Annotated in this window: 26 protein-coding genes and 2 pseudogenes; 11 read left to right on the forward strand and 17 right to left on the reverse strand. The window is 65.9% G+C overall.

All coding sequences use genetic code 11. The annotated features are described in order from the left end of the window. Positions 1-40 precede the first annotated feature (40 nt). The 5 genes from nadD to G6N28_RS20350 are packed head-to-tail and all read left to right on the forward strand — an operon-like array spanning position 41 to position 3,248. A complete protein-coding gene (gene nadD / locus G6N28_RS20330; RefSeq protein WP_163903416.1) occupies positions 41-679 on the forward strand; it encodes a nicotinate-nucleotide adenylyltransferase in 639 nt (212 codons plus the stop codon). Further along, complete coding sequence (gene rsfS, locus G6N28_RS20335; RefSeq protein WP_163903418.1) at positions 676-1,044, forward strand: ribosome silencing factor; 369 nt, start codon at positions 676-678, stop codon at positions 1,042-1,044. Before nadD ends, rsfS begins: the two co-directional genes overlap by 4 nt. Further along, positions 1,041-1,709, forward strand: a complete 669-nt coding sequence (gpgP, locus tag G6N28_RS20340; RefSeq protein ID WP_163903420.1) for a glucosyl-3-phosphoglycerate phosphatase — start codon at positions 1,041-1,043, stop codon at positions 1,707-1,709. The genes rsfS and gpgP overlap by 4 nt, the downstream gene beginning before the upstream one ends. After that, positions 1,699-2,421 (forward strand): diglucosylglycerate octanoyltransferase, encoded by a 723-nt coding sequence (octT, locus tag G6N28_RS20345; RefSeq protein ID WP_163903422.1) that lies wholly within the window; start codon positions 1,699-1,701, stop codon positions 2,419-2,421. Before gpgP ends, octT begins: the two co-directional genes overlap by 11 nt. Next, positions 2,412-3,248 (forward strand): DegV family protein, encoded by an 837-nt coding sequence (locus G6N28_RS20350; protein WP_163903425.1) that lies wholly within the window; start codon positions 2,412-2,414, stop codon positions 3,246-3,248. The genes octT and G6N28_RS20350 overlap by 10 nt, the downstream gene beginning before the upstream one ends. 36 nt (positions 3,249-3,284) lie before the next feature. Here the strand turns inward: G6N28_RS20350 and G6N28_RS20355 are convergent. From G6N28_RS20355 to G6N28_RS20370, 4 genes and pseudogenes are all read right to left on the reverse strand, one after another. Continuing rightward, a pseudogene (locus tag G6N28_RS20355) lies at positions 3,285-3,479 on the reverse strand (dihydrodipicolinate reductase); the annotation flags it as partial. A 49-nt stretch (positions 3,480-3,528) separates the two neighbouring features. Next, positions 3,529-3,813: a hypothetical protein gene (locus G6N28_RS20360; protein ID WP_163903428.1), complete on the reverse strand. Its 285-nt coding sequence runs from the start codon at positions 3,811-3,813 to the stop codon at positions 3,529-3,531. After that, complete coding sequence (locus G6N28_RS20365) at positions 3,797-4,153, reverse strand: hypothetical protein (RefSeq protein ID WP_235674636.1); 357 nt, start codon at positions 4,151-4,153, stop codon at positions 3,797-3,799. The genes G6N28_RS20360 and G6N28_RS20365 overlap by 17 nt, the downstream gene beginning before the upstream one ends. A gap of 231 nt (positions 4,154-4,384) precedes the next feature. Then, a complete protein-coding gene (locus G6N28_RS20370) occupies positions 4,385-4,759 on the reverse strand; it encodes a hypothetical protein (RefSeq protein ID WP_163903430.1) in 375 nt (124 codons plus the stop codon). A 175-nt stretch (positions 4,760-4,934) separates the two neighbouring features. Here G6N28_RS20370 and G6N28_RS27460 point away from each other — a divergent pair, with 175 nt between their 5' ends. After that, positions 4,935-5,270, forward strand: a complete 336-nt coding sequence (locus G6N28_RS27460; protein WP_163903432.1) for a WhiB family transcriptional regulator — start codon at positions 4,935-4,937, stop codon at positions 5,268-5,270. Between the two features lie 118 nt (positions 5,271-5,388). Further along, positions 5,389-5,988: a hypothetical protein gene (locus G6N28_RS20380; RefSeq protein WP_163903434.1), complete on the forward strand. Its 600-nt coding sequence runs from the start codon at positions 5,389-5,391 to the stop codon at positions 5,986-5,988. Positions 5,989-6,173: 185 nt separating this feature from the next. On the opposite strand, the gene G6N28_RS20385 is transcribed toward G6N28_RS20380, so the two are convergent. The 11 genes and pseudogenes from G6N28_RS20385 to G6N28_RS20435 form a co-directional block, all read right to left on the reverse strand. Continuing rightward, positions 6,174-7,037, reverse strand: a complete 864-nt coding sequence (locus G6N28_RS20385; protein ID WP_163903436.1) for a phage major capsid protein — start codon at positions 7,035-7,037, stop codon at positions 6,174-6,176. A gap of 151 nt (positions 7,038-7,188) precedes the next feature. Further along, the gene (locus tag G6N28_RS20390) at positions 7,189-7,722 is read right to left on the reverse strand and encodes a hypothetical protein (protein ID WP_163903438.1); all 534 of its coding nucleotides are present in this window, start codon (positions 7,720-7,722) and stop codon (positions 7,189-7,191) included. After that, complete coding sequence (locus G6N28_RS20395) at positions 7,719-8,033, reverse strand: hypothetical protein (protein ID WP_163903440.1); 315 nt, start codon at positions 8,031-8,033, stop codon at positions 7,719-7,721. The genes G6N28_RS20390 and G6N28_RS20395 overlap by 4 nt, the downstream gene beginning before the upstream one ends. Continuing rightward, positions 8,030-8,344 (reverse strand): hypothetical protein, encoded by a 315-nt coding sequence (locus tag G6N28_RS20400; RefSeq protein WP_163903442.1) that lies wholly within the window; start codon positions 8,342-8,344, stop codon positions 8,030-8,032. The genes G6N28_RS20395 and G6N28_RS20400 overlap by 4 nt, the downstream gene beginning before the upstream one ends. A gap of 68 nt (positions 8,345-8,412) precedes the next feature. After that, positions 8,413-9,774: an AAA family ATPase gene (locus tag G6N28_RS20405; protein WP_264073042.1), complete on the reverse strand. Its 1,362-nt coding sequence runs from the start codon at positions 9,772-9,774 to the stop codon at positions 8,413-8,415. A 483-nt stretch (positions 9,775-10,257) separates the two neighbouring features. Further along, positions 10,258-10,467 carry a hypothetical protein gene (locus G6N28_RS20410; RefSeq protein WP_163903446.1) on the reverse strand — a complete coding sequence of 70 codons (210 nt, stop codon included), beginning with the start codon at positions 10,465-10,467 and terminating at the stop codon, positions 10,258-10,260. A 231-nt stretch (positions 10,468-10,698) separates the two neighbouring features. Next, positions 10,699-12,066 (reverse strand): recombinase family protein, encoded by a 1,368-nt coding sequence (locus G6N28_RS20415; RefSeq protein WP_163903447.1) that lies wholly within the window; start codon positions 12,064-12,066, stop codon positions 10,699-10,701. A 14-nt stretch (positions 12,067-12,080) separates the two neighbouring features. Next, positions 12,081-12,956: pseudogene (locus tag G6N28_RS20420) on the reverse strand (NAD(P)H-dependent amine dehydrogenase family protein); the annotation flags it as partial. A 10-nt stretch (positions 12,957-12,966) separates the two neighbouring features. Further along, on the reverse strand, positions 12,967-13,773 hold the full coding sequence (locus G6N28_RS20425) for an SDR family NAD(P)-dependent oxidoreductase (protein ID WP_163903449.1): 807 nt from the start codon (positions 13,771-13,773) through the stop codon (positions 12,967-12,969). A 61-nt stretch (positions 13,774-13,834) separates the two neighbouring features. Then, positions 13,835-14,404 carry a PaaI family thioesterase gene (locus G6N28_RS20430; protein WP_163903451.1) on the reverse strand — a complete coding sequence of 190 codons (570 nt, stop codon included), beginning with the start codon at positions 14,402-14,404 and terminating at the stop codon, positions 13,835-13,837. Beyond that, entirely contained in the window at positions 14,401-15,948 is a 1,548-nt protein-coding gene (locus G6N28_RS20435; protein ID WP_163903454.1) for an FAD-binding protein, read from the reverse strand. The genes G6N28_RS20430 and G6N28_RS20435 overlap by 4 nt, the downstream gene beginning before the upstream one ends. Before the next feature lie 230 nt (positions 15,949-16,178). On the opposite strand from G6N28_RS20435, the gene G6N28_RS20440 reads away from it, so the two are divergent. Further along, on the forward strand, positions 16,179-16,829 hold the full coding sequence (locus G6N28_RS20440; RefSeq protein WP_163903456.1) for a PadR family transcriptional regulator: 651 nt from the start codon (positions 16,179-16,181) through the stop codon (positions 16,827-16,829). On the opposite strand, the gene G6N28_RS20445 is transcribed toward G6N28_RS20440, so the two are convergent. Continuing rightward, positions 16,826-18,541, reverse strand: a complete 1,716-nt coding sequence (locus G6N28_RS20445) for a 3-ketosteroid-delta-1-dehydrogenase (RefSeq protein ID WP_163903465.1) — start codon at positions 18,539-18,541, stop codon at positions 16,826-16,828. The two genes, G6N28_RS20440 and G6N28_RS20445, sit on opposite strands and share 4 nt — an antisense overlap. Positions 18,542-18,642: 101 nt before the next feature. Between G6N28_RS20445 and G6N28_RS20450 the strand changes: the two genes are divergently transcribed. Genes G6N28_RS20450 through G6N28_RS20460 form a run of 3 tightly spaced genes read left to right on the forward strand, consistent with a single transcriptional unit; the run spans position 18,643 to position 20,888 of the window. After that, positions 18,643-19,776, forward strand: coding sequence for a 3-ketosteroid-9-alpha-monooxygenase, oxygenase component (locus G6N28_RS20450; RefSeq protein WP_163903467.1), 1,134 nt, complete (start codon positions 18,643-18,645; stop codon positions 19,774-19,776). 1 nt (position 19,777) lies between these two features. Further along, complete coding sequence (locus G6N28_RS20455; RefSeq protein ID WP_163903469.1) at positions 19,778-20,065, forward strand: ferredoxin; 288 nt, start codon at positions 19,778-19,780, stop codon at positions 20,063-20,065. Between the two features lie 10 nt (positions 20,066-20,075). Continuing rightward, the gene (locus G6N28_RS20460; RefSeq protein ID WP_163903471.1) at positions 20,076-20,888 is read left to right on the forward strand and encodes an SDR family NAD(P)-dependent oxidoreductase; all 813 of its coding nucleotides are present in this window, start codon (positions 20,076-20,078) and stop codon (positions 20,886-20,888) included. Positions 20,889-20,892: 4 nt separating this feature from the next. Here the strand turns inward: G6N28_RS20460 and G6N28_RS20465 are convergent, their stop codons facing one another. Continuing rightward, positions 20,893-21,969 carry a hypothetical protein gene (locus tag G6N28_RS20465; protein WP_163903473.1) on the reverse strand — a complete coding sequence of 359 codons (1,077 nt, stop codon included), beginning with the start codon at positions 21,967-21,969 and terminating at the stop codon, positions 20,893-20,895. Positions 21,970-22,098: the final 129 nt, after the last annotated feature.

A 22,098-nucleotide genomic window follows, 5' to 3' on the forward strand; every position in this document is an offset into this window, starting at 1 on the left:
CACGGGCCCACACTCGGCGCGAGAAGTAAGCTGGCTCTTCGTGGCTTCTGGACGCAGGCTCGGGGTGATGGGTGGGACGTTCGACCCCATCCACAACGGACACCTTGTCGCCGCCAGCGAGGTCGCGAATTTGTTCGGGCTCGACGAGGTGGTGTTCGTGCCGACCGGGCAGCCGTGGCAGAAGGATCGCCACGTCACCGCCGCCGAGGACCGCTACCTGATGACCGTGATCGCCACCGCGTCCAACCCTCGGTTCACCGTCAGCCGCGTCGACATCGACCGCGGCGGGCCGACCTACACCAAGGACACGCTGAACGATCTGCACGCGCTCAACCCGGACAGCGAGTTGTACTTCATCACCGGGGCCGATGCGCTGGCGTCGATCCTGACGTGGCAGAACTGGGAGGAGATGTTCGCCATCGCGAAGTTCGTCGGCGTGAGCAGGCCCGGCTACGAGCTGGACGGTAAGCACGTCACGGCCGCGGGCAAACAACTGCCCAAGGACGCGTTGACCCTCGTGGAGGTGCCTGCGCTGGCGATCTCCTCGACCGACTGCCGCCTGCGCGCCGCCCAGAACCGACCGATCTGGTATCTGGTGCCCGACGGCGTGGTCCAGTACGTGGCGAAGCGAAAGCTCTACGCCGCCAAACCGTTGACAACCCAGGGAAAGCAGCAATGAGCGCCTCCGAGGAAGCGGTCCAGATGGCCACGGTGGCCGCGCGGGCCGCCGCGGCCAAGCTGGCCGACGACGTCGTCGTGATCGATGTGTCGAATCAGCTGGTGATCACCGACTGTTTCGTCATCGCCTCGGCGTCCAACGAGCGCCAGGTCAACGCGATCGTCGACGAGGTCGAGGAGAAGATGCGGCTGGCCGGATACAAGCCGGCCCGACGCGAAGGTGCCCGCGAGGGCCGGTGGACGCTGCTCGATTACGTCGATATCGTCGTGCACATCCAGCACCAAGACGAACGCAACTTCTATGCGCTGGACCGGCTTTGGCGTGACTGTCCGGAGATACCGGTCGAGCTGGACGGGCAGACGTGAGGGTTCGTCGCTTGGTCATGCTGCGGCACGGCCAGACCGAGTACAACGCGGGCAGCCGAATGCAGGGCCAGCTCGACACCGACCTGTCCGAGCTGGGCCGCGAGCAGGCCGTCGCGGCCGCCGAGGTGCTGGCCAAGCGGCAGCCGCTGGTCATCGTGTCCTCGGATTTGCGCCGCGCGTTGGACACCGCGGTGTCGCTGGGTGACCGCGCCGGGCTGCCGGTGCTTGTCGACACCCGGCTACGCGAGACGCACCTCGGTGACTGGCAGGGCATGACCCACCTGGAGGTCGACGCCATCGCACCCGGGGCCCGGCTGGCCTGGCGGGAGGATGCCCGCTGGGCACCGCACGGCGGCGAGAGCCGCGTCGACGTCGCCGCCCGCGGTATGCCGGTGGTCGAGGGCTTGGTCGCCGAGCAGACCGAGTGGGGGCTGGACTCGCCGGAGCGGCCGGTGGTGCTGGTCGCGCACGGCGGGTTGATCGCGGCGCTGACGGCGGCGCTGCTGCGGCTGCCGGTGGACAACTGGCCGATCCTGGGGGGGATGGGCAACGCCAGCTGGGTGCAGCTGTCCGGGCACAGCGAGGTCGACGCGCGTGCCGAGTACATCCGCTGGCGACTCGATGTGTGGAACGCCTCGGCGCAGGTTGCCAACGATGTCCTCTGAGCGCCCGACCCTGCTCATCTTCTGCGACTCGCTGTCCTACTACGGGCCGTCCGGCGGCTTGCCGTCCGACGATCCGAGAATCTGGCCCAATATCGTTGCTCGGCACCTGGATTGGGATGTCGAGCTGATCGGGCGGATCGGCTGGACCTGTCGCGACGTGTGGTGGGCGGCCACCCAGGATCCGCGGGCGTGGGCGGCACTGCCGCGGGCGCGGGCGGTGATCTTCGCGACGGGCGGGATGGACTCGCTGCCGTCGCCGCTGCCGACCGCGCTGCGGGAGTTGATCCGCTACGTGCGCCCACCGTGGCTTCGACGCTGGGTGCGCGACGGCTACGGGTGGCTGCAGCCTCGGCTCTCACCGGTCTCCCGTTCGGCGCTGCCCGCGCATCTATCCGCGGAATATCTCGAAATGACCCGCGGCGCCATCGATTTCAACAGGCCGGGGATACCGGTGGTGGCGTGCCTGCCGTCGGTGCACATCGCCGAGACCTATGGGCGCGCGCATCACGGCCGCGAAGCCACCGTGCGGGCGATCACCGAATGGGCTGAGCAGCACGATGTTCCGCTCGTCGACCTCAAGGCCGCCGTCGGCGAATACGTCATGGCCGGCCAGGGCAACCCCGACGGCATCCACTGGAACTTCGAGGGCCATCAGGCCGTTGCCGAACTGATGATCAAGGCACTGGTGGAGGCGGGGGTGTCGTGTCCGTAGTCGTGGTCACGGACTCGTCGTCGCGGCTGCATCCCGACGCGCTCAAGCAGTGGCAGATCCGGCAGGTTCCGTTGCACGTGCTCGTCGACGCGGTCGACCTGCGCGACGGCGTCGACGAGGTGCCTTACGACATCCACGAGTTGCCGCGCGCCAGCACCGCCGGAGCGACGCCGGCCGAGCTCGCCGAGACGTATCGGCACGCACTGCAGGACAGCGGTGGCGGCGGCGTTGTGGCCGTGCACCTTTCGGCCGCACTGTCGAGCACGTACAGTTCGGCGGTGCAGGCCGCCCGCGAGTTCGGCCCCGCGGTGCGGGTGATCAACTCCCGATCGGTCGCGATGGGGGTCGGTTTCGTCGCGCTGAGCGCCGCACGTGCCGCGGCGTCGGGTGCGGATCTGGACGCGGTGGAAGCCGCCGCGCGCTCCGCCGTCGACCGTGGCCGGGTGTTCGTCGTCGTGCACCGGCTGGACAACCTGCGGCGCAGCGGGCGTATCCGGGCCGCGGCGTCGTGGCTGGGCACCGCGCTTTCGGTCAAACCGCTGCTGTGTTTGGACGAGGACGGGCGTCTGGTGCTCGATCAGCGCGTCCGCACGGTCAGCAGAGCCCACGCGGCGATGGTCGATCGGGTCGTGGAACTGGTCGGTGACAGGCGGGCCGCGGTCGCGGTGCACCACGTCGACAACCATGACGGCGCCGACGCGCTCGGCGCGGAGCTCACCACGCGGCTGCCGCAGATCGAGTCGCTCACGGTGTCCGACATGGGCCCGGTGCTGTCGATCCACGTCGGCGCGGGGGCGGTGGGCGTCGTTGTGCAGCTCGATCCGTAAGTCATCGCCCTGGTCGACGGCGGGGCATAGCGTGGGTCAGACCGCTACACGCCCGGTGACCGGCGGCAGGTCCTTGAGCGTGACGATGCCCGGCTTCGCCGCGACGACGGCAGGCACCGCGTTGGTCACCGGCATCGCCGTGTAGATCATGCCCAGGCCCATGAAGGGTTCGGTCCAGTCCCTGGGCGGCAGGCAGTGCAGCACGGTACGCATGTTGGGCACCCCGAACATTGTTCGAGGATATACGGCGTGTCGGGTGCTGTGACCTCGTGTTTTGGGGCTATGTGCGGGTCACGGGCACCAGCCGGTCGCCGGTGAGGGCGTAGACGATGGTGCCGTCGCGGGGCGGTTGCCATTCGGCGGGTATCTCGTGGCGGTAGACGAGTACGTCGGCACCGTCGAGCAGCGCGTCCATTCGGTCGCGCTCTCGGCGTAGGTCGGCGGTGAAGTCGTACCAGTCGCTTCGGGCGTTGGTGAGTCGTGCGACGTGTGCGCGGGCTTTGACGATGAGGTGCTCGCGGAGGCCGGTGACGACGGCGGCGGCTTGCTCAGCCGGTCGGGGCATGACGGGGGTGCCAGCGGGCGTTGGCGGCGCGGCGGGCCTTGATGGTGGTCTGGCTCTCGGGTGCGGGGATGTCGGTGTGTACTTCCTTGAGCAGTCGGGCCAGCGCACCTTCAAGTAACCGGAGTTCCGCGCTGAGCTTCACCCGTACCTTCGGCTCCGTGCTCGCCTGATAGTCGGCGGTGAGGTCTACGCGGCGGTCGATGTTGGCGGCGATGGCGTCGAGCACGGCACGGTCGGCGGCGGTCCACACCAGCGTCGTGCCGGTGCGCTCAGACGACGCGGCGAGTTCAGCGTCCAACTCCCGCAGCACCTTTCGCGCCTCCGCGCAATGCCCACCCATACCCACCAGTCTGACACCACAGAACCAGGCCCATGCGTGCATCCAGCGGAATCTTCAGTGCTGGCCGTGGGTGTTGGTGGGGTTGGGGTGGGGGTGGAGTACCCCCGTTTTGCCGTCTGTGCGTGCCGTGGAGCGGCGAACGGCGTGGTGGTGGTGTCGTGGTGGCTTAGCGGGGTGTCGGTCGGCTGAGTTGTGGCGCGGTCCAGGTGTCCAATTGTGGACGCGCTGGGCTCAGTCTTGGTTGGGTCGAAGACGGCGGAAGATGTGGGCGAGCCGGTCGATGGTCTCATCGGGGAGGATTAGTGTCAGGTCGACCTCGGTACCGCCGAGTTGCCGCAATCTGAGCGGAAGCAGGGGTCCTTCGGGATACTCGGTGCTGTGGGTGAGCCTCGTAGGCGGCTCGACGACGACGTACTGATTGAGGTCGCGTAGCGCTTCGCCCATGAGCAAGACGGGCGCGGCCATGCCGGTCGCCGATTGTTCCGAGCCTTGCGGGCGGTATTCGGCACCGGAGTCGAGTTCGTTGTAGTGCTGAGAACAGACCGGCCAGAAGGCATACGGCATGGTCGCTTCGCGGTTGCACATAAGCACGGCGCAGTGTCCCATGCCGCAAATAATCGCAGCCCGACGTGGTCGTGTGTCTATCGACGCGCCGTTGCCCGTAATTCAATGGGTGTGTTGCGTCGTGACGCGGTCATCTCGGTGAGTGATGCTGTGAAGTGTGTTGAGTCGTGAGGTTCGGTGTCGGCGGGTGGCGCGGTGTCGCGGGTGGTCGGTGTTGATGCGTCGGAGTGCGCGCGGTGTGTACGGTCTTCGCCGTCGCAAGGGCAGGTTGCGGCTCGACCTGACCATCGACCAACTAGAGGCGGCGTTGGGTATTCAGCGACCGTCGCCGCCGCCGACGTGGATACAGAGGGCCGCGTGTCGCGGGGTCGATCCCGAGGTCTTCTTTCCCGACTGTGGGGACAGTCGGTCGGCCCAAGCAGCCAAGGCGATCTGCGATAGGTGCTCGGTCGCGGATGCATGCCTTGCGTACGCGATGAAGCGAAGCGAGCTGTTCGGGGTGTGGGGCGGCAAGACCAGGCGCGAGCGAATGGTCCTCGCTCGTCAGACCTGAGCGGGCGCTCTGAACGCCTGAGACTTGAAGAGGTCGAATTCGGCGACGGGTGGTCGATGACGGTAATAACGTCAGCAGCACCTACCTAAACGAAATTCACCGGGGGAGGGGAGTGTCGGTGGCTGACTTTATGGGCTCGTTGGAGATCGTTTGGCCTGGCCTTTCGGCGTTGATCGGCGCGGCAATCGGAGGTGGTGTGACCCTGTGGGCGAACAAACAGAACTCAGCTCAGGAGCGATCGGCCAGAAAGGATGCAAGACAGAGGGAGATAAAAGACCGTGGATTCGCCGCTTGTAGCGAAGTTCTCAGGACAGGACAGCTCTACTACAACGAGGTGAATAGTCTTTGGTGGGACCTCCAATGCCTTAAGGACCGGAAAGCCATCCTGACCCACGATGAACCGTTCGATGATGCCCTTCGGAACCACCACGCAGCCACCGCGCTAGCGCGAATCGCAATTCCGCCAACGGCTGAGCCAAGCTTCTCGGACTACATCAGAAGCGTTCGCAATATTGCGAATGTCGTGGCCGATTGGAAGGTCGAGTATCTCGATGCGCGCGACTTCCTCTCACCTGAGCCGTTTGAGTTCTCCACCAGCGACGATTCGACTCCTGAAGACAGGTACGACTGGCTCTCACGAGACATGGTGACTAGACGCGACGAATTCGCGAGGGTGGCGCGTGAGCTGTTCGCCGAGGACGTGTGGACCACTACGTAGGCAGCCCGGCCCCGGCTTCCCGGTGTACGCCCGTGACCGGAATGCCGGGGCGGCTGTCGTCACCCCCTTGGGAAGCCGTCGCCGTAGGAGGAATGCGGAAAGGGCGGCGACATGTTCTTTGCAGGGGTGTGGGCCGGTGCATGAATCATGGCTGAGCTAGGAGCAACACACACCGGCCCACGTCTTTAGCTACCGCCGACGCCGACCTTGACGATGGCGTCCTCGTGGGGGAAGCCGAAGCCCACCCGGCAGGTCACCCTGACGGCCAAGCTGTCGGAGCCGAAGAAATAGTCGGTGGACACGTCGAGGGTCACGTCCCGGCGCAGCACCACAAAGACTTTCGCCTTGTCGAGTGCCCAGATTCGCCCGTCCGGGAGGTTTGTGCCGTCCGCGACTGCGACCAGCGGGATGCCGAGCACGGTGTCGGCGGGGGCGCGGGTGGCGTCGCCGACCGTGGACGCCAGCAAGGGTTGGTTGCTGTCAGCTTCGGTCTTCAGCCGTTCAATGTCGGCAACGGTATCGGCGGCGGCGACGAACGCGGTAGCGGTCGAACCGACCTTGCGGAGCCGTGTTTTCGCTTCGACGGCCCAGTCCAGGTTGGTGAAAGTCGATCCAGCGGTGACGAGTTGGGTACCGCCCAACGATTGCAGGCCGCTTGGCCCGTTGGTGACCGTGTTGCCGAAGAAAGCCGCGTCGATCTTGCGGGCAACCGAGCGGGCCAGAGATGCCTGGACGACGGCGGTGGCTTCGGGCGATGAGTCTTCGGCCAGTTCGGTCGAGACTTTCACCAGGGCAGCAACTTTCAGCGGCGTGACGACCTCTTCGGTGACGGTCGGGTCGGTGAGGTCAATGTCGGTGCCCTCGGGCACCCAGGCGGCGGCGGCGTCTTCGTCTACGACGGGGATTCTGAAGTCACGCGATGCGGTGTGGACGACGGTGGCGACTTCGGACCGCAACGCGACGGATTCGTCTTGGATTGGGCGAACGATGAGGTCGCCGACCTCTTCGGGGGTGAGGATGCCGCTAGCAGCGTCGGACAGGAAAGCCATGTCGAACCTCTTCGGTAAGACAACGGCGTGACCGTCCCGCGAGGGAACAGCCAGCGTCGTTGTGCAATTACCGCGAGTGCCGACCGGCGACCCACGTTGACCCGACCGGGCCTGAGCCGAATGCCCTTACCGGGCAATCAATGTCGTGATGTTACCCCGTGCGGCCCGCCCCTCGTAGCAGCTCTTGAAATGTTCGGGGTTGCTTCGCTTCACGGTCGGGCACGTCTCTACTGGTCACCATGCTCGCGGGCGCGGCGGGGGAGATGCCGTGTCGCACGCTCAGGTGCGGGTGTTCGGCCACGACGGCGGCAAGGGCGGCGTCCACCAACTCCGCGCTGACGTTGCCGTCCTCGTCCAGCAGTTCGGCCAGCGGCGGGCCGAATCGGAACAAGTCGGCGGGGTCGTGGAGCTTGCCGGTCACCAGTGCCTCGGCTTCGCGTTGTTGCACGGTGTCGAGGCGGGCCTGCAGGGCGTCGCGTTCGGCGGTCAGCGTGTCGATGGTCGTCTGGTGTTCGCGTGCCTTGGCTTTCCACCATTCCAACGACCGGGGAGTGGGCTTGTCTTCGGTCGGCTCAGCCTCAGCAGCCGGCGACTCGTCGCCGGTCGCGTTCTCGGTGGGGGCGGCGTCGGTGTCCGGTTCGGGCACGGTGTCTTCGGGCGCGGTGTTTTTACGCTTCGTGGTCATACGTATTCCTTTGGTAGTTGGAGCATGGACAAGTGCAGACCGTCAATCTCGCGGAGGATCGCGTGGCGTACGGCCTCGGTGCTGAGCACGCGGAGCGCGTAAACGCGGGCCGCGTAGTTGACCGCGAGCCATGCCACGCGAGCCGGGTCGGTGTCGGGGTCGGCGATGATCTGGTCGGCGAGCCAGCGCACCCGTTTGTCGGTCGTCGCAAGCAACATCACCAACGCGGTGAACATGTCGCCGACAAGGTCGCGCTCCGGGGTACTGACGACCGGGTCAGCGACCAGTGAGCCGTTCCGCATCGCTGTCATCCCTGGGCAGCACCTCCATCTGAGTCGAATCCTATTGGCGGCGGCACACTTCCGGCCTCGGCACGGGCGAAGTGCGCAATGTCGGCCCGGATTGAGACGAGGCGTTCAGGGTTGCGGTCGAGGTGCGTGAGTCTCGTGAGCATGAAAAGCAGAGTCCAGACCAGATCGTCGCGGCGGTCGAGTTGGTCGGCCTCCGCGAGAACGGCATCGACACCAGCAGCATCGCAGGTCGCGTATGCCTCGATAGCAACGTATGCGCGTTTTAGGTCACCGGCCCGGTGCTGGGGATGGGTCGCGTTTTGGGGGGTCATGCAGGTTCCCTTCTCTCTTTGCTGTTGGCGACAGGGCAGTTGTCTCTGTGTCCTTGCGTCGGGACGTGCTACCCGCACACTTCACAGCGACCTGGCCCGGTCGGCGGCGTGAATTGTCCAGTTGCGTCAGCACTCTCATCGTGATGCAACTGTCCAGTTGCATCAGTGACGCCAGTAGAACGGTGCTGGTCGCGCCCAGTTGCATCAGTTGCATCAGTTGCATCAGTGCTGGGGTGGGGTGATGCGACTGTGGGCGCTGGGAGCGACCAGTACGTGATGCGTGGGAAGCCTTCGGGTTCGACCACGACATTAAGTTTGCTCGCGGCCCGGTCGATGCTGGCCTTGCTGAAGCCGCCCTGCTTGCGTGCTTCGTCTTTCGCGTCGCGGGAACGGACCCGGCCATGCTCGGTCAGGTAGTCCTCAAGCCACTGCTCCGCTTCGGTCGTCTTCTCTTCGCGATCGTGTGAAGCCAGCAATGCGTATGCGTCGTGCTGGCTGGTGCCGACCCACTCCACGCGGGCGGCACCGCGTTCAGGCACGTCCATCAGCCGGTAGGTCAGCGAGTCAGGCAGGGGCGCAAGGTTACTTTTGACGGCGGCGAGCACCCGCGTGGATTCGTCGTCGGGGTCCGGGGCCACCAACAGTCCGGCCCGGGCCGCACCGACAATGCCGATAGAGCCACCGCCGCGATACAACGGGTCACCCTTGCCCTTATTCAGGTGCCGCAAGAGCAACACAGTGCAGCCGGTTTCGTCGGCGAGCGCGGCCAGCCGTGCGAGGACTTGCCGCATGTCCTGATCGCGGTGCGAGTCGGTGCCGGTCGGCAAGTAGGCCATGAGCACGTCCACGATGACGAGCCGCGACTGTGTCGCGGTGACGACGGCGCGGAGTTGCGCCACGTCGGCCAACGTGGCTGTGCGTAGTTCCGTGCCGTCTGAGTCGAGCGGAACACCCTGCACGGCGTGGACCCTCGCCACGTCGGCACCGGCCACGTCGAGACGCGGACGCACGGTGTCGGCAAGCCCGTCCTCGGCTGACAGCAACACCACGTCTCCGGGGTGGTCGCACCGGCTGCCGTCGGGCCACGTGCCGCCCGTCGTCACGGTCGCCGCGAACGTCAGTGCCAGCGTGGACTTGCCGAGACCGGGGTCACCGTCGAGAGTCACGAGCTTGCCCAGCGGTATGCGGTTCGGCCAGAGCCACGACACACGCTCAGGCAACACGTCAGCCAGCGTGACGACGCTGAAACTCAGCGGCGCGGCGTCGGGACTGAGGTCTGGGTCCGGTTCCGGTCCTGGGTCCGGTGGCGGCTCAGGCGGGCCGGGGTCGTCATGGTATGTCGTGTTCGGTGTGTGACCGTTGAGTCGTGACCGTGCAGCGTGGAACTCGAACCGCTCTTTCCCAAGAACCGGGTCGTTGTGATCTCTCATGCCGCGCTCCGACGTGCCAAGCGTTCAAGCCGAACCCGGTGCTCTGGACAGAGTCGCCATGCGGCGCGAAGCGTATGCGGCTCGAATACCGGGGTGCATCCGATGCTTTCGAGGTAGTTGGCGGTGGCGATGACAGCGTCGGCTTGTGCGAGTGTTATGTCGTCGCGGCAGCGGTGCCGGTCGTGGTCGGGGTCGCGGATGCATCCGCATGGTTCGAGTGGCGGCATGAGCAACTTGGCAGCCGCTCTGCGACGCCCGCCGGTGTCGGTGCGGTGCGATAGGGTGGCGGTGTCCAGGGCGAGGGGCGGCTGACCGTGATCGGTGGCCGCCTTTTCGTTTGTCATCCGGTGGACCTCCGGGTGAGGTTGGTGTCTGTGAAAGCGACACACAGGACTGACTTTTGGTGGCTACCCAGTGGTGGCGCGTCCGCAACGGCGCGGCGCACGTAGGCGCGTTCCTGGTCGGTGAGTTCGTCGTACCGGCTCACGCGGCACCGCCCGCGAGCGGCTTCGGGGTGACCATGCCGCGTACGTCGTTGCGGTGGACGAGGAAGCGGTTAGCACCGACGTTGACGGCGCGAACCTTGCCCACCTTGGCCCAGCGGAGAACCGTTTCGTAGGTCGGAGTGCGGATGCCGTCGCGGTCGAGTTCGGCGAGAACGACCGTGATGCGGTCGAAGTCAGCAGGGTTCACGGGAAGCGGTCCTTATCGGCTCAGCGGTCAGTTGCGCGACCGTTCCGCTGTTCCAGCCTCACCCGTCCGGTGGCGTCAGTTGGCTTACCGCCAAAATGTCGGACGTGACGCCCGCCCGCATGTCGAGAGATTACGCGATGCGTGACAAGTCTGACAAGACTTATACACTTGAAAGTAGTTCTCTAAGAACGCTATTCGTGTCGCGTTGTGTATCGAGTGTGAATCAAGCGGTCACAGTTTCCAGCTGTGCTCGACAGAGTCGGGATGAAAGCCGGTGCCCTTGTTCGCGGCGGGGAGAATAGTCACGGTCAGCAACGCATCCACGACGGCACGTTGACGGTCCAGCGGCAACGCATCGAACGCGGTGCCCACGTCCTTGGCGTCGATGAGTCCGTCGAACACGCGAGCGCGGTGACTGTCGTGCAACTGAGCTTCGATGGGCGCGAGCTTCGCCGTGGCTCGCGCAATCTTCGAGTTCATCCGGTGCGCGTCGATCAAGTCTTCGTCGTAGTCGCGTTCGGCCTGGGCGATCTGAGCGCGCAACGCGGCGGCGCGTTTCCGTAGCTCGGTCACGTCGGGCGCGTCACGGCTCACCAACAGTTCGGCGGCGTCCGGTTGGGCGAGGCGTTCGACCACCATGCCGACGACCAGGCGGTCAACGGCGGCCATGTCGCGGGTGACACCGAAACAGCGCTTGCACACGTAGACGCGGCGACCTTGGGCGACGGCGGCACCGGAGCCAACGGCTTTGCCGCATTTGCCGCACTTGGCGACCCCCGTCAGCAGGTGTTTACGGGCGCTCGACGTGCCGCCTTTGCGGCGTCCCGGCTCGGTGAGGACGGCGCGGACACCGTCGAACACATCGCGATCCACAATGGCGGGCCAGTCGCCGTCACCCACGGGTTGACCTTTGTATTCGCGGACGCCAGCGTTGCGGTAGGCCATGAGCAACTGACGCACCGTCGCACCGGTCCAGGTGTTACCACGGGTCGTGGTCGCGCCCTTGGCATTCCACTGTTTCGCGATGGCGTGCAAGCTGGTCCCGGCCAGTATCGCGGCGTAGGCGTCGCGGACCATCTTCGCGTGCTTCGCGTGCAGGGCGATGCCCTTGCTGGTCTTGCGGTACCCGAACGGCACGACGTTCCAGTTCGGCACACCGGCCTCGGCGCGCTGGACGGCGGCGCGTTTCTGGCGTGCTGATTTGCGGTCCACTTCAGCCCGCGCTACCGCCGCCTTGATGCGGGCGAACAGTTGGCCGTTGTCGGTGCTGAGGTCCGCTTCGCCGCCGACCGTGGCGAGCGCGAGCCGTTTGTCGTCGGCCAGAGTGATGAACTCTTCGAGTTCGATGGGGCGGCGGTGCAGCCGGTCCAAGTCCCACGCGACGACGGCGCGGATACGGCCCGCACGGATGTCGGCGAGCATGTCCTGATAGCGGGGGCGTGGCTTGCCGGTGCTGGCACTGGTGTCGTTGTCGAGATATTCGACCGGCGTCCAGCCACGGGCGGCACAGAGCTTTCTACAGTCGGTGCGTTGGCGGTCAACGGCAAGCATGTTGCCGTCGCGGTCCTGTGATTGTCGGAGGTACATTGCGGCGTCCATGCCCTATATCCTAGGCGCATATTCGGGACGCCGAAGACCTGGATGACGTGTCCGTGTTCGAGCGGCTTCGGCGGGGTGACATGGTTGCCCATGATCCAGTTGAAGCCCACGTTGACGACGTTGCGGTCGCCGACCCAGCCGCGGTGATATCCGTGCACTCCCGCGACCGTGCCCTCGGGAATCCGCATGAAGCCCAGATCGCTGTCGCCGGTGGCGGCGGTGAACGTGACGTCGAACGTGATCCGGTCGAGCGTCGCGCCGATGGCGTCCGCCATCATCGCCGCCGATTCGGCGAAGACCTCGCTTTCCCGGCGCACGCTCTCGGCCAGACCCGGTGTGTCGGGATCCTGCGAAAACCCCATCGCGGTTTGGGTTCCGGCGGACTCGTAGGTCGAGCAGTCCACCGACTCGGTGATGCGGATCTCGTCCACCCGCTCACACGCGCCGGAGAGCACCATGCCGACCATGTTGGAGATACCGGGGTGCGCCCCGCTGCCGAAGATGCTGGAATTGCCTTTCTCACAAGCCTTTCGGATGCGGTCGAGGTCTTCGGGCGTCTGCTTGCCGCCGGTGATCCAGGCCGCGCTCGTGCAGACGTTGACGCCGGCTTCCAGCAGCCGCGCCAGCTCGTCGATGTTCGGCCACAGCGGGTTGTAGCAGCAGGCGTCGGGCTGCAGCGCCAGCAGCGCGTCGACGTCGTTGGTGGCGGTCACCCCGGTCGGCTCGGGCCAGCCGGCCAGCTCCGCGGCGTCCACGCCGACCTTGTCCGCGCCGTGGGCATACACCCCGACCAACTCCATGTCGTCGCGGCCGATGATGGCGTGCAGTGACCGGCGGCCGACGTTGCCGGTGGTCCATTGGATGACGCGAAGGGGCCGGGTGACGCTCATCTGCAGGAGGTTACATGTGGGTGCCGCCGTCGACACGCACCTCGGTGCCGGTGACGAAGAACGCGTCGGTGCTGCCCAGCATGGCGACGACGGCGGCGACCGCCTCGGGTTTGGCGAACATCGCCCCGTTCTCGAGCGCCAGCACCGGCTGGATCTTGCCGAACAGCGAGTAGTCGGCGTCGGCGGGCAATCCGGGTCCGACGCTTTGCTTGGATTCACCGGTGCCGTCGGTCATGCCCGACGAGATCGAGCCGGGCTGCACGGAATTGAACCGGATGCCCTCCTTGGCGAACTCGAGGGCCAACGCGTGCGTCATCGCCTGGACGCCGCCCTTGGAGGCCGCGTAGGCCGACATGTAGGGGTGGGCGAACGTCGCCGACGTCGAACTGAAGTTGACCACGGCGGGTTTGGTGCCCTTGCGCAACGCCGGAATGGCTTCGCGGGTCACCAGGAAAGTGCCGATGAGGTTGATCCGCAGCACCTGCTCGAAGTCGGTCAGCGTGGTGTCGAGGAGATGCGCTGAGCGCAGCACCCCCGCGGCGTTGACGAGGGTGTCCAGCGCGCCCAGCGTCCGGACCGCCTCGGCGACGCCGGCTTGCACCGACGGTTCGCGGCTGATGTCCATGGCCACGGTGGTGAGCCGATCGCCGTGCGGCTCGGCCTTGGCGACGGTGTCTTTCAGGCCGGCCTCGCTGATGTCGGCGGCCACCACGCGCCCGCCCTCGTCGAGGATGCGCAGGACGGTCGCCTGCCCGATGCCCGACCCACCGCCGGTGATCAGAACCCGTCGGTCGGTGTATCGCTGAAGAGATGCCATGGCCCGATACAACACTGTCGGACACCAGGTGTCAGCCAGATATCCCGATCGTCGGAAGAATTCAACGGCGCTTGGGCCGGATGAAGACACCGGAGGCCTCGACCGTGGCGCCCTCGGCGTCGGCGATATGGCCGACGACGTAGGTCTTGGCGCCCTCGACGCGGTCGACCCAGGCCTCGGCGCGCAGCCGGCCGAGTCGGGTGGGCCGCACGTACCGGACGGTGATCGTTCCGGTGACGGCGGGTGCGTCCGGTCGGTGGGCGGGGGCGGCCAGGACGTGGTCGAGGATCAGCGCGCACACCCCGCCGTGCACGTGTCCCGCGGGGCCTTCGTAGGCGGCGCCGAGTTCGAACTCCGTGTGCACGGATCCCTCGGGTGCGTGGTGGATCACCAGCGGGGGAGCGATGGCGTTGCGGGCCCCGATCAACACGTTGCCCAGTGCTGTCGGGCGGCCGTCAGCGGCGGCGCGCACCCCGTAGGAACCAGGCATCAGCTCGGCGGACAACAGTTCGACGGCTTTGTCGATGTGCGCCTTGGCTTCTGCGGCGGCGGCGTTGCCCACCTCGCTGCGGATGGTGACGTCGATGAGGCGGCGAACCGACTGCGTGAGCGGTTCGAAGTCGTCGGTCATGCGTGCGGCTCTCGCGCCGCCATGTCGAGCGCCGCGAGATGGCTGAACAGCATCGACGCGCCGATCGGGTTGCCGCCACCGGGATAGGCGGTGCCGCTGACGGCGGCCATGGTGTTGCCGGCCGCGTACAGGCCCGTGATGGGGTTGTCCGATGCATCGAGCACGCGGGCCCGGGTATCGGTGCGCAGACCTCCTTTGGTGCCGAGGTCGGACAGACCGAACGCCGCGGCGTGAAACGGCGGCTTGTCGATCGGGACCAGCGGCGGCTCGCCGCTGGAAAAGGCCCGGTCGTAGGCTTCGTTGCCGCGTCCGTAGTCCTGGTCTTCACCGGCGGCCACCATGTCATTGAAGCGCTGCACGGTGCGGATCAGGTTCGCCGCGGGTACCCCGATCAACTGCGCCAGGTTTTGCAACGTGTCGGCCGTGCGCCACAGACCTTCGGCCCGGTACCGGGCGGTTTCGACCAGCGACACGTTGGTCGCCTTGACCGGCGGCACCTCGCCCTCGCGGTCGTCGTAGACCATCCAGCACGGCAACCGAAGCGCGCCACTGTCGATTTGGCGGATCATCTCCCGGCCCAGCCGGTCATATGGTGCGGATTCGTTGACGAAGCGAGTCCCGTCCTGGTTGACGAAGATTCCGCCGGTGAACCACAGCGCGAACGCCGAACGCCCACCGGGATGGGTCAGCCCAGGTGACCACCACGCCTGGTCCATCAGGTCGACCGATGCTCCGACAGCCAGGGCCGCGGCGTGCGCGGCGCCGGTGTTGCCGGGCGCCCCCATGGTGTCGTCGGCGCGGCCGGGAACGCCATAGCGCTTCCTCATCCGGGGGTTGTGCTCGAATCCGCCGGCCGCCAGCAGTACCCCGCGACGGGCGCCGATCGCAATTCGTTCACCACCGCGGTCCAGGACTGCGCCGACGACGGCGCCGTCTTTCGTAATGAGCTCCACCAACGGTGAATTCAGATGCATTGTGACGTCCGGCTTGTCACGCAAGGCAGCGATGAACCGCCCGACCAGCGCGCGCCCGCCGGTCAACAGCTCGGGTTGCGGCGCGCCGAGCCGCTCGCTGTCGAGCGGTCCGCGTATCGACCTCGCAAGTTGGCCGAGCTGTTTCGCCGGTAGCGGCTTGGCCACGATGTGGCGTAGCCCGTCGGTTCTCGACCCGGGTAGTGCGCCGAAATAGTCGGGCCACGGCAGCACGGCGAAGTCGAAATGCGGGTCGGCTTCCAGGTACTCGATGAGTGCGGCGCCACCGCGGACGTACGTCTCCTGCAGCTGCTGCGGTGTGCGGTCGCCGACGACGGCACGAAAGTATGTCAGCGCGTCCTCAATCGTGTCGTCGCTGCCCGCGCGTCTGAGCACCGGGTTGCAGGGGAACCACATTCCGCCGCCGGCCGAGTAGGCCGTCGTCCCGCCGAACTTGTCGGTTGCTTCGACCAGTGCCACCGAAAGGCCTTCGCGCGCCGCGGTATACGCGCCGGTGACGCCGCCGCCCGAGCCGGCTACCAGAACGTCGACGACCTGGTCAAAGTCAGTCAACGGGCTGGCCTTGGAACGCGGTGGTGATCCGGCGGACCAAACCGACGGTCGGCGTTCGCCGTCGAGTCGTCCGAAGCCACATCTGCCTCCAGTGCCTCGAGTATTTGTCGATGATGAACCACAGTGTTACATCGTCGTCATGGCGGGCAACCGCGCGTCCCGTGAGCGGCAGTCGACAATGCCGACAGCGCCGCCGTTGATAGCCTTGACCGGTGGAGCCGAGTTCAGCGATGCCGAACCTGACAGCGACCGCATGGGCGTTGCTGGGCATGCTGTCGTACGACACCGAGTTGTCCGGTTACGACATCCGCAAGTGGATCAACTGGAGCATGCGGTTCTTCTACGGCAGCCCGGCCTACAGCCAGATCTATTCGGAGCTGAAAAAGCTCGAAGAGCAGGGTTTTGTCACGTCGCGGGTGGAAAGCAGCGCGGGTGCCCGCAACCGTCGGCTATACAAGATCACCGAAGCGGGCATGACAGCCGTCACTCGATGGGCGAATGAGGCCCCGCTGGACCCGCCGGTGCTCAAGCACAACGCCATCTTGCGGGTCACGTTGGGGCATCTGACCAATCCGGCCAGGCTCAAGGAACTCTTGAAGCAGCATCTGGCCTGGGTGGAGCAAATGCACCTCGAGGCGGCAAAGGATGCGCGCTGGGCCGATGTCGAGCCGGCATGGGCGTTCGCCCGAGTCGGATTGCAGTGGGCTGAGCGACATTACGCCGCAGAGCGCGAACTGACCCTGCAGATGATCAAGGACCTCGACGAGGCGCAGGCGGTCTTTGCCCAGGCCACCAGTGGGACAGAGGCAGGCATTCCGTGGCCGAAGCCGGAGTATTGGTACGAGATCGAGAAGAAGGCCGAGGCTGAAGAGTCGGACTAGCCGTGCGGTGTAGCCGCGTTGGCGTGTCGCGCCGCGATGTACCCGAACACCAGGCCCTGGGCGATGGTCGCGCCCGCACCGGGATACGTCGCGCCGAACGCATTGGCTGCGGTGTTGCCGATCGCGTATAGACCGTCGACGATGCTGCCGTCTTCGCGCAGCACCCGGGCGCATTCGTCGGCACGAAGACCGCCGCAGGTACCCAGATCGCTGAGCACCATCTTGACCGCGTAGTACGGCGGCTTGTCGAGCGCGCGCAGGTTGGGGTTGGGCGTGATCGTCGGATCGCCGTAGTAGCGGTCGTATGCGCTGCTCCCGCGATGGAATTCGTTGTCATGTCCGTCGCCCGCCTTTTCGTTGAACTGCGTCATCGTCGCGACGAACTCTGACGCCGGAACTTGCATCTTGGACGCAAGGTCCGCGAGCTCCGATGAGCGATGCGCGATGCCGGCCTCATACCAGGCGCGCGGAATGGGCATCCGCGGAAACAGTTCAGCGCCAAAGACATAGCTGTTGCGGTACTGCTGGTCGAACACGATCCACATCGCCTCGACCGGATTCCCGGCGCGTTCTCGTTCGAGGACCCGTTGCCCGAACGACATGTAATCGGTCGCCTCGTTGACGAACCTGGTGCCGTTCTGGTCGACGATCAGCGAGCCCGGCAGCGACCGTTCGGCGAGCATCACCAAAGGAGCCGCGCCGGGCAGCGGCGCCACCGCGGGGAACCACCACGCCTGATCCATCAAATCGATTGCGCCGCCGAGTTCTTGAGCGCAGCGAATCGCGTCGCCCGTGTTGGTCTCGGCGCCCAGGCTCATATGCTCGCCGAGCGCTTCGGACTGAAACTTCCACCTCATTTCCATGCTGTGGTCGAACCCACCGGCGGCAAGTACCACGCCGCGGCGCGCGGTGACGGCCACCTCGCGTCCGTCGTGGTCGATTACGGCACCGGTGACCCGGCCGTTCTCGGTGGTGAGGCGGCGCAGCACGCTTTCCGTCCAGACCGGGATGCCCGCCCGCAGCACTCCGGCGAACAACCCAGCGGCCAAGGCTTGACCGCCCGCGGTGTAGCGGCGGCCGAGCAGCAGCCCCCCGACCCCCTGCCCGAGGCGCTTGGCGACCGTCGGCAGGCCTTTGCGCGGCACCCGCGACATCAGGTTCAGCCACCGGTAGTCGGCTCCGGTCGTGGGCATCGGGATCTTGACTTCCATCACGCCGCCACGTAGCCGGCTCCGATAGTCGCCGAGGATCGCAGTGTTCAGGGGCCGACACTCGCAGGTGCGTCCGGCCGCTGTGCCACCGGGCTTCTCAGGGTGATAGTCGGAGTAGTCCTTTGCCCAGAACAGCCGCATCGGCGTCGTCCGCCGCAACATCTGCACGGTCGCGCCGACATGAGCGAGGAACGCTGCGGAACGCTCTCGGGGAGCGGTACCACCCACGACCGAGTCCAGGTACTCTTGCGCATCCGCCGTCGTGTCGGCCGCGCCGTTCTCGTCGAGAACCGGGCTCGCCGGGAACCACAGAGCACCGCCGGATCTTGCCGTCGAGCCTCCTACGTGGCTCGACTTCTCGACCAGCAGCACGGACATCCCGAGTTCCTTGGCTGCCAACGCGGCGGCCATGCCGGTGCCTGAACCGATCACGACAAGGTCCACGACAGTGTCCTGGACCGTTAATCCGGTGGGGATCGTGCTGGAATCGCGAGTCGTCACGTTCGCCGACAGTAGATAGCCATCACCGGCCCCCGGATTCACCCTCCCTACCAGCGGGACGCTTACCGACCTGGATCGGTATCAGGCGGTAAAACGAAGCCATGACGTTGCACACTGCTGTCGAGGTCCGCCAGATCGAATCAGGGCAGGCACCCACTCGATTCGCTCGCGGGTGGCACTGCCTCGGGTTGACCCGTGACCTCGGGGATGGCAAGCCGCACACGATGCACGCGTTCGGCAAGAAGTTGGTGGTCTTCCGCAGCGGGGACGGCAGGATCAACGTGCTCGACGCCTACTGCCGGCACATGGGCGGCGATTTGTCGCAAGGCGAAGTCAAGGGCAACGAGATCGCGTGTCCATTCCATGACTGGCGTTGGGGCGGAGACGGCCGTTGCAAGAAGGTGCCCTACAGCAAGCGGGTGCCGCGGCTGGCTCGGACGGCGACCTGGCTGACGCTCGAGCAGGACGGGATGCTGTTCGTGTGGAACGATCCCGAGAACAACCCGCCGCCGGCCGATGTGACGATTCCGCGCATCGAAGGCGCCGGAAGCGATGAGTGGACCGACTGGCACTGGTACACAACCGTCGTCAACACCAACTGCCGGGAGATCATCGACAACGTCGTCGACATGGCGCACTTCTTCTATATTCACGGGTCGATGCCGACCTACTTCAAGAACATCTTCGAAGGACACATCGCCACCCAGTACATGAACAGCGGCGCCCGTGACGACATACCGCATCCCGAAGACCAGCCGCGGATGCTGGGTACGACATCGGTCGCGTCGTATTATGGACCGTCGTTCATGATCGACGATCTGACCTACCACTTCGAGCATGAGGACCAGAAGACGGTTCTTCTCAACTGTCACTACCCGATAGACGCCGATTCCTTTGTGTTGCAATACGGGATCATCGTCAAGAAATCCGAGAACCTGCCCGAGGAGGCGGCGATGCAGACCGCGATCGCACTCGGCGACTGGGTGAAAGTGGGTTTCGAGCAGGACGTGGCGATCTGGAAGAACAAAGCTCGCATCGACAACCCGCTGCTGTGCGAAGAGGACGGACCGGTGTACCAGCTGCGGCGGTGGTACGAGCAGTTCTACGTCGACGTCGCTGACGTCACGCCCGACATGGTGGACCGGTTCGAGTACGAGATCGACGTCACCCGGCCGCGGGAGGCCTGGCAGAAGCAGGTCGAAGACAACATCGCCGCACGCGCCGCGCAGGCTTAGCATGGCCGTCCACGCCGACAACCGACTGCTCGACTCACCGCTGGTACCGGTGCGTTGCCGTCGATGCGCGGCACAGGTCCTTGTCCGCAAGAGCAGCTGGCAGCAGACCAGCATCCAGTGGAACGCGGACGCCACCGCCAGGTGCCCGCAACGACGCGAAGCAGAGCAACTCAACGAGCACAGCGGCGGAGTGTTTCTGGCGTGCTCTGACCTGCGCGACACGATCGATGAGGCAGTTGGGAGTGGCGCGCTGCGCATCGTCGACGAAACGGTTGACGTGACGCCGTAACCTCGAGGCTGTGACAACGGACGCCCACGTGCGTGTCGCGGTCGTAACCGGGGCCAGCCGCGGCGCCGGCCACGGCATCGCCAGCGCCCTGGTGGCACGCGGCTGGCGCGTATACGTGACCGGCAGGACCGTGACGGACGCCGGTGACGGCCGGATCGCGGTGCCGCTCGACCATCGCGACGATGCGGCGGTGTCCGCGTTGTTCACGCGGGTTGAGCAGGAAGACGGCCGGCTCGACCTACTGGTCAACAACGCCGCCGCGGTCCACGATGCGCTGACAGATCCGAAACCGTTCTGGGACAAGCCCATCGGTCTGGCCGACATCATTGACGTCGGTCTGCGATCGGCGTACGTGGCAGCGTATTTCGCCGCTCCGCTGATGCTTCGGAGCGAGCGCGGCCTGATCGCGTTCACATCCTCGCCCGGGTCGGTGTGCTACATGCACGGGCCTGCCTACGGGGCGCAGAAGGCCGGCATCGACAAGATGGCTGCCGATATGGCGGTCGACTTCCGCGGAACCACCGTGCACACCGCATCGATCTGGATGGGCATCCTGCTCACGGCGAAGCTACGCAGCGCATTCGACGGCAACCCCGAGGGTCTGGCGGCGATGGCGCAGCACGCCGAGACACCCGAGTTCGTCGGGCATGTGATCGACGCGCTGTACCGCGACCCGAAGCTCACCGAGGTCAGCGGACACACCTTGATCGCCGCCGAACTCGCGGCGCGCTACGGGATCACCGACGAGGGCGGCAGGAAGCCGCCGTCGCACCGCGACATGCTGGGCTCACCGCGCACGCCCAGCGATGTGATCGTGCGGTGACGACTCAGGTCAGCTGAAACGCGCTGATCGGCGCTTCCTCGGGGTAGACCGCCGGACCGCCGAGGTCGTAGACCGCGTTGAGCGCGGCAATGAACTCCGGATCGTGCAGCGGTTCGCTGGGCACGTCGAGCTTGACGCCCTTCTTGTGAACGTCATCGACGAGCATGTCGATCGCTTTGTCGACGGTGAGGTCGTCGCTGCCGTCCATGTTCTTTTTCAGCTCGTCGAAGTCGGTGAACACCTCGGCCGACCAGTGCACCAGGAACCGCAATTCGTCGGTGTGGTGACGGGCGATCACATCCTCGCCGTTCTTGAGCAGCCAGTGGTCGCGATCGGCCGGATCGCCGGTGAAGACGGTGTCGAAGGCGAGGCCCGGTGGCGTCTGCAGTTCCAGCGGCCCGTTCGCCTCGCCGCGATGCACCATCATCTCGTTCTGCACGAGCACACCGCGGTTGTAGATCGGCGGCAGGACACGTCGCGGCTGCTTGAGCGGGCCGTCGGGCCAGTAGGTGAATCCGCTGCCCTCGTCGAGCGAGAACCAGGTGATCACCTGCGCCATCTTGATCAAGTACTCCTGGAACAGCCCGGACTTGCCCATCACGCTGCACAGCCAGGTCGGCGCGTTCTCGTGGCGCACACCGCGGAAGCTCGGGGAGTCCAGGTGTCCGGGATCGCGGTTGGCGCACGGCCCGTTGATGTTGAACAGCATCATCTGGGGCTTGGCGTACTCGGCGTTCCAGTAGCTCTTGGCCAGGTCGATGAACCGCTTGTTGTAGAAGCAGTCGTGCAACTCCGGGTAGAGCACCGTGCCGTAGTTCGCCAAATACCCGCGGAACGTCGCGGTCAGAAACAGGTCCAGCGACGGGGTGAACCCCTCGGGAAACATTCCGCTCATGGTGGCCATCAGCTCCTCGGCGGATGCGAAGTGCTGGGCGATGATCAGTCGCCACGGCCCCTGTGTGCGAACCACGTCGAGGAGGCGTTCGCGTTGGTCGTCGGTATAGACGTTGTCGATCTCGCGGGGCGGCGAAACCGGCCGCAGTATGTCGGAAAGCTCCATCCGCTGCTGTTCGGTAAGCATGGCTCGATTGTGGTGCGGCGATAGGCTGCCTGGTCGCCACCTGTCCGGTGATCGGGACGCCGCTTTTGCGCCGAGCAGACGTGAGCACCCCCTTTCCGGGGGCTTTCAGGGGGTCTTAGCGTCTGCTCG

The sequence above is a fragment of the Mycolicibacterium pulveris genome, from assembly GCF_010725725.1.
Taxonomy (GTDB): domain Bacteria; phylum Actinomycetota; class Actinomycetes; order Mycobacteriales; family Mycobacteriaceae; genus Mycobacterium; species Mycobacterium pulveris.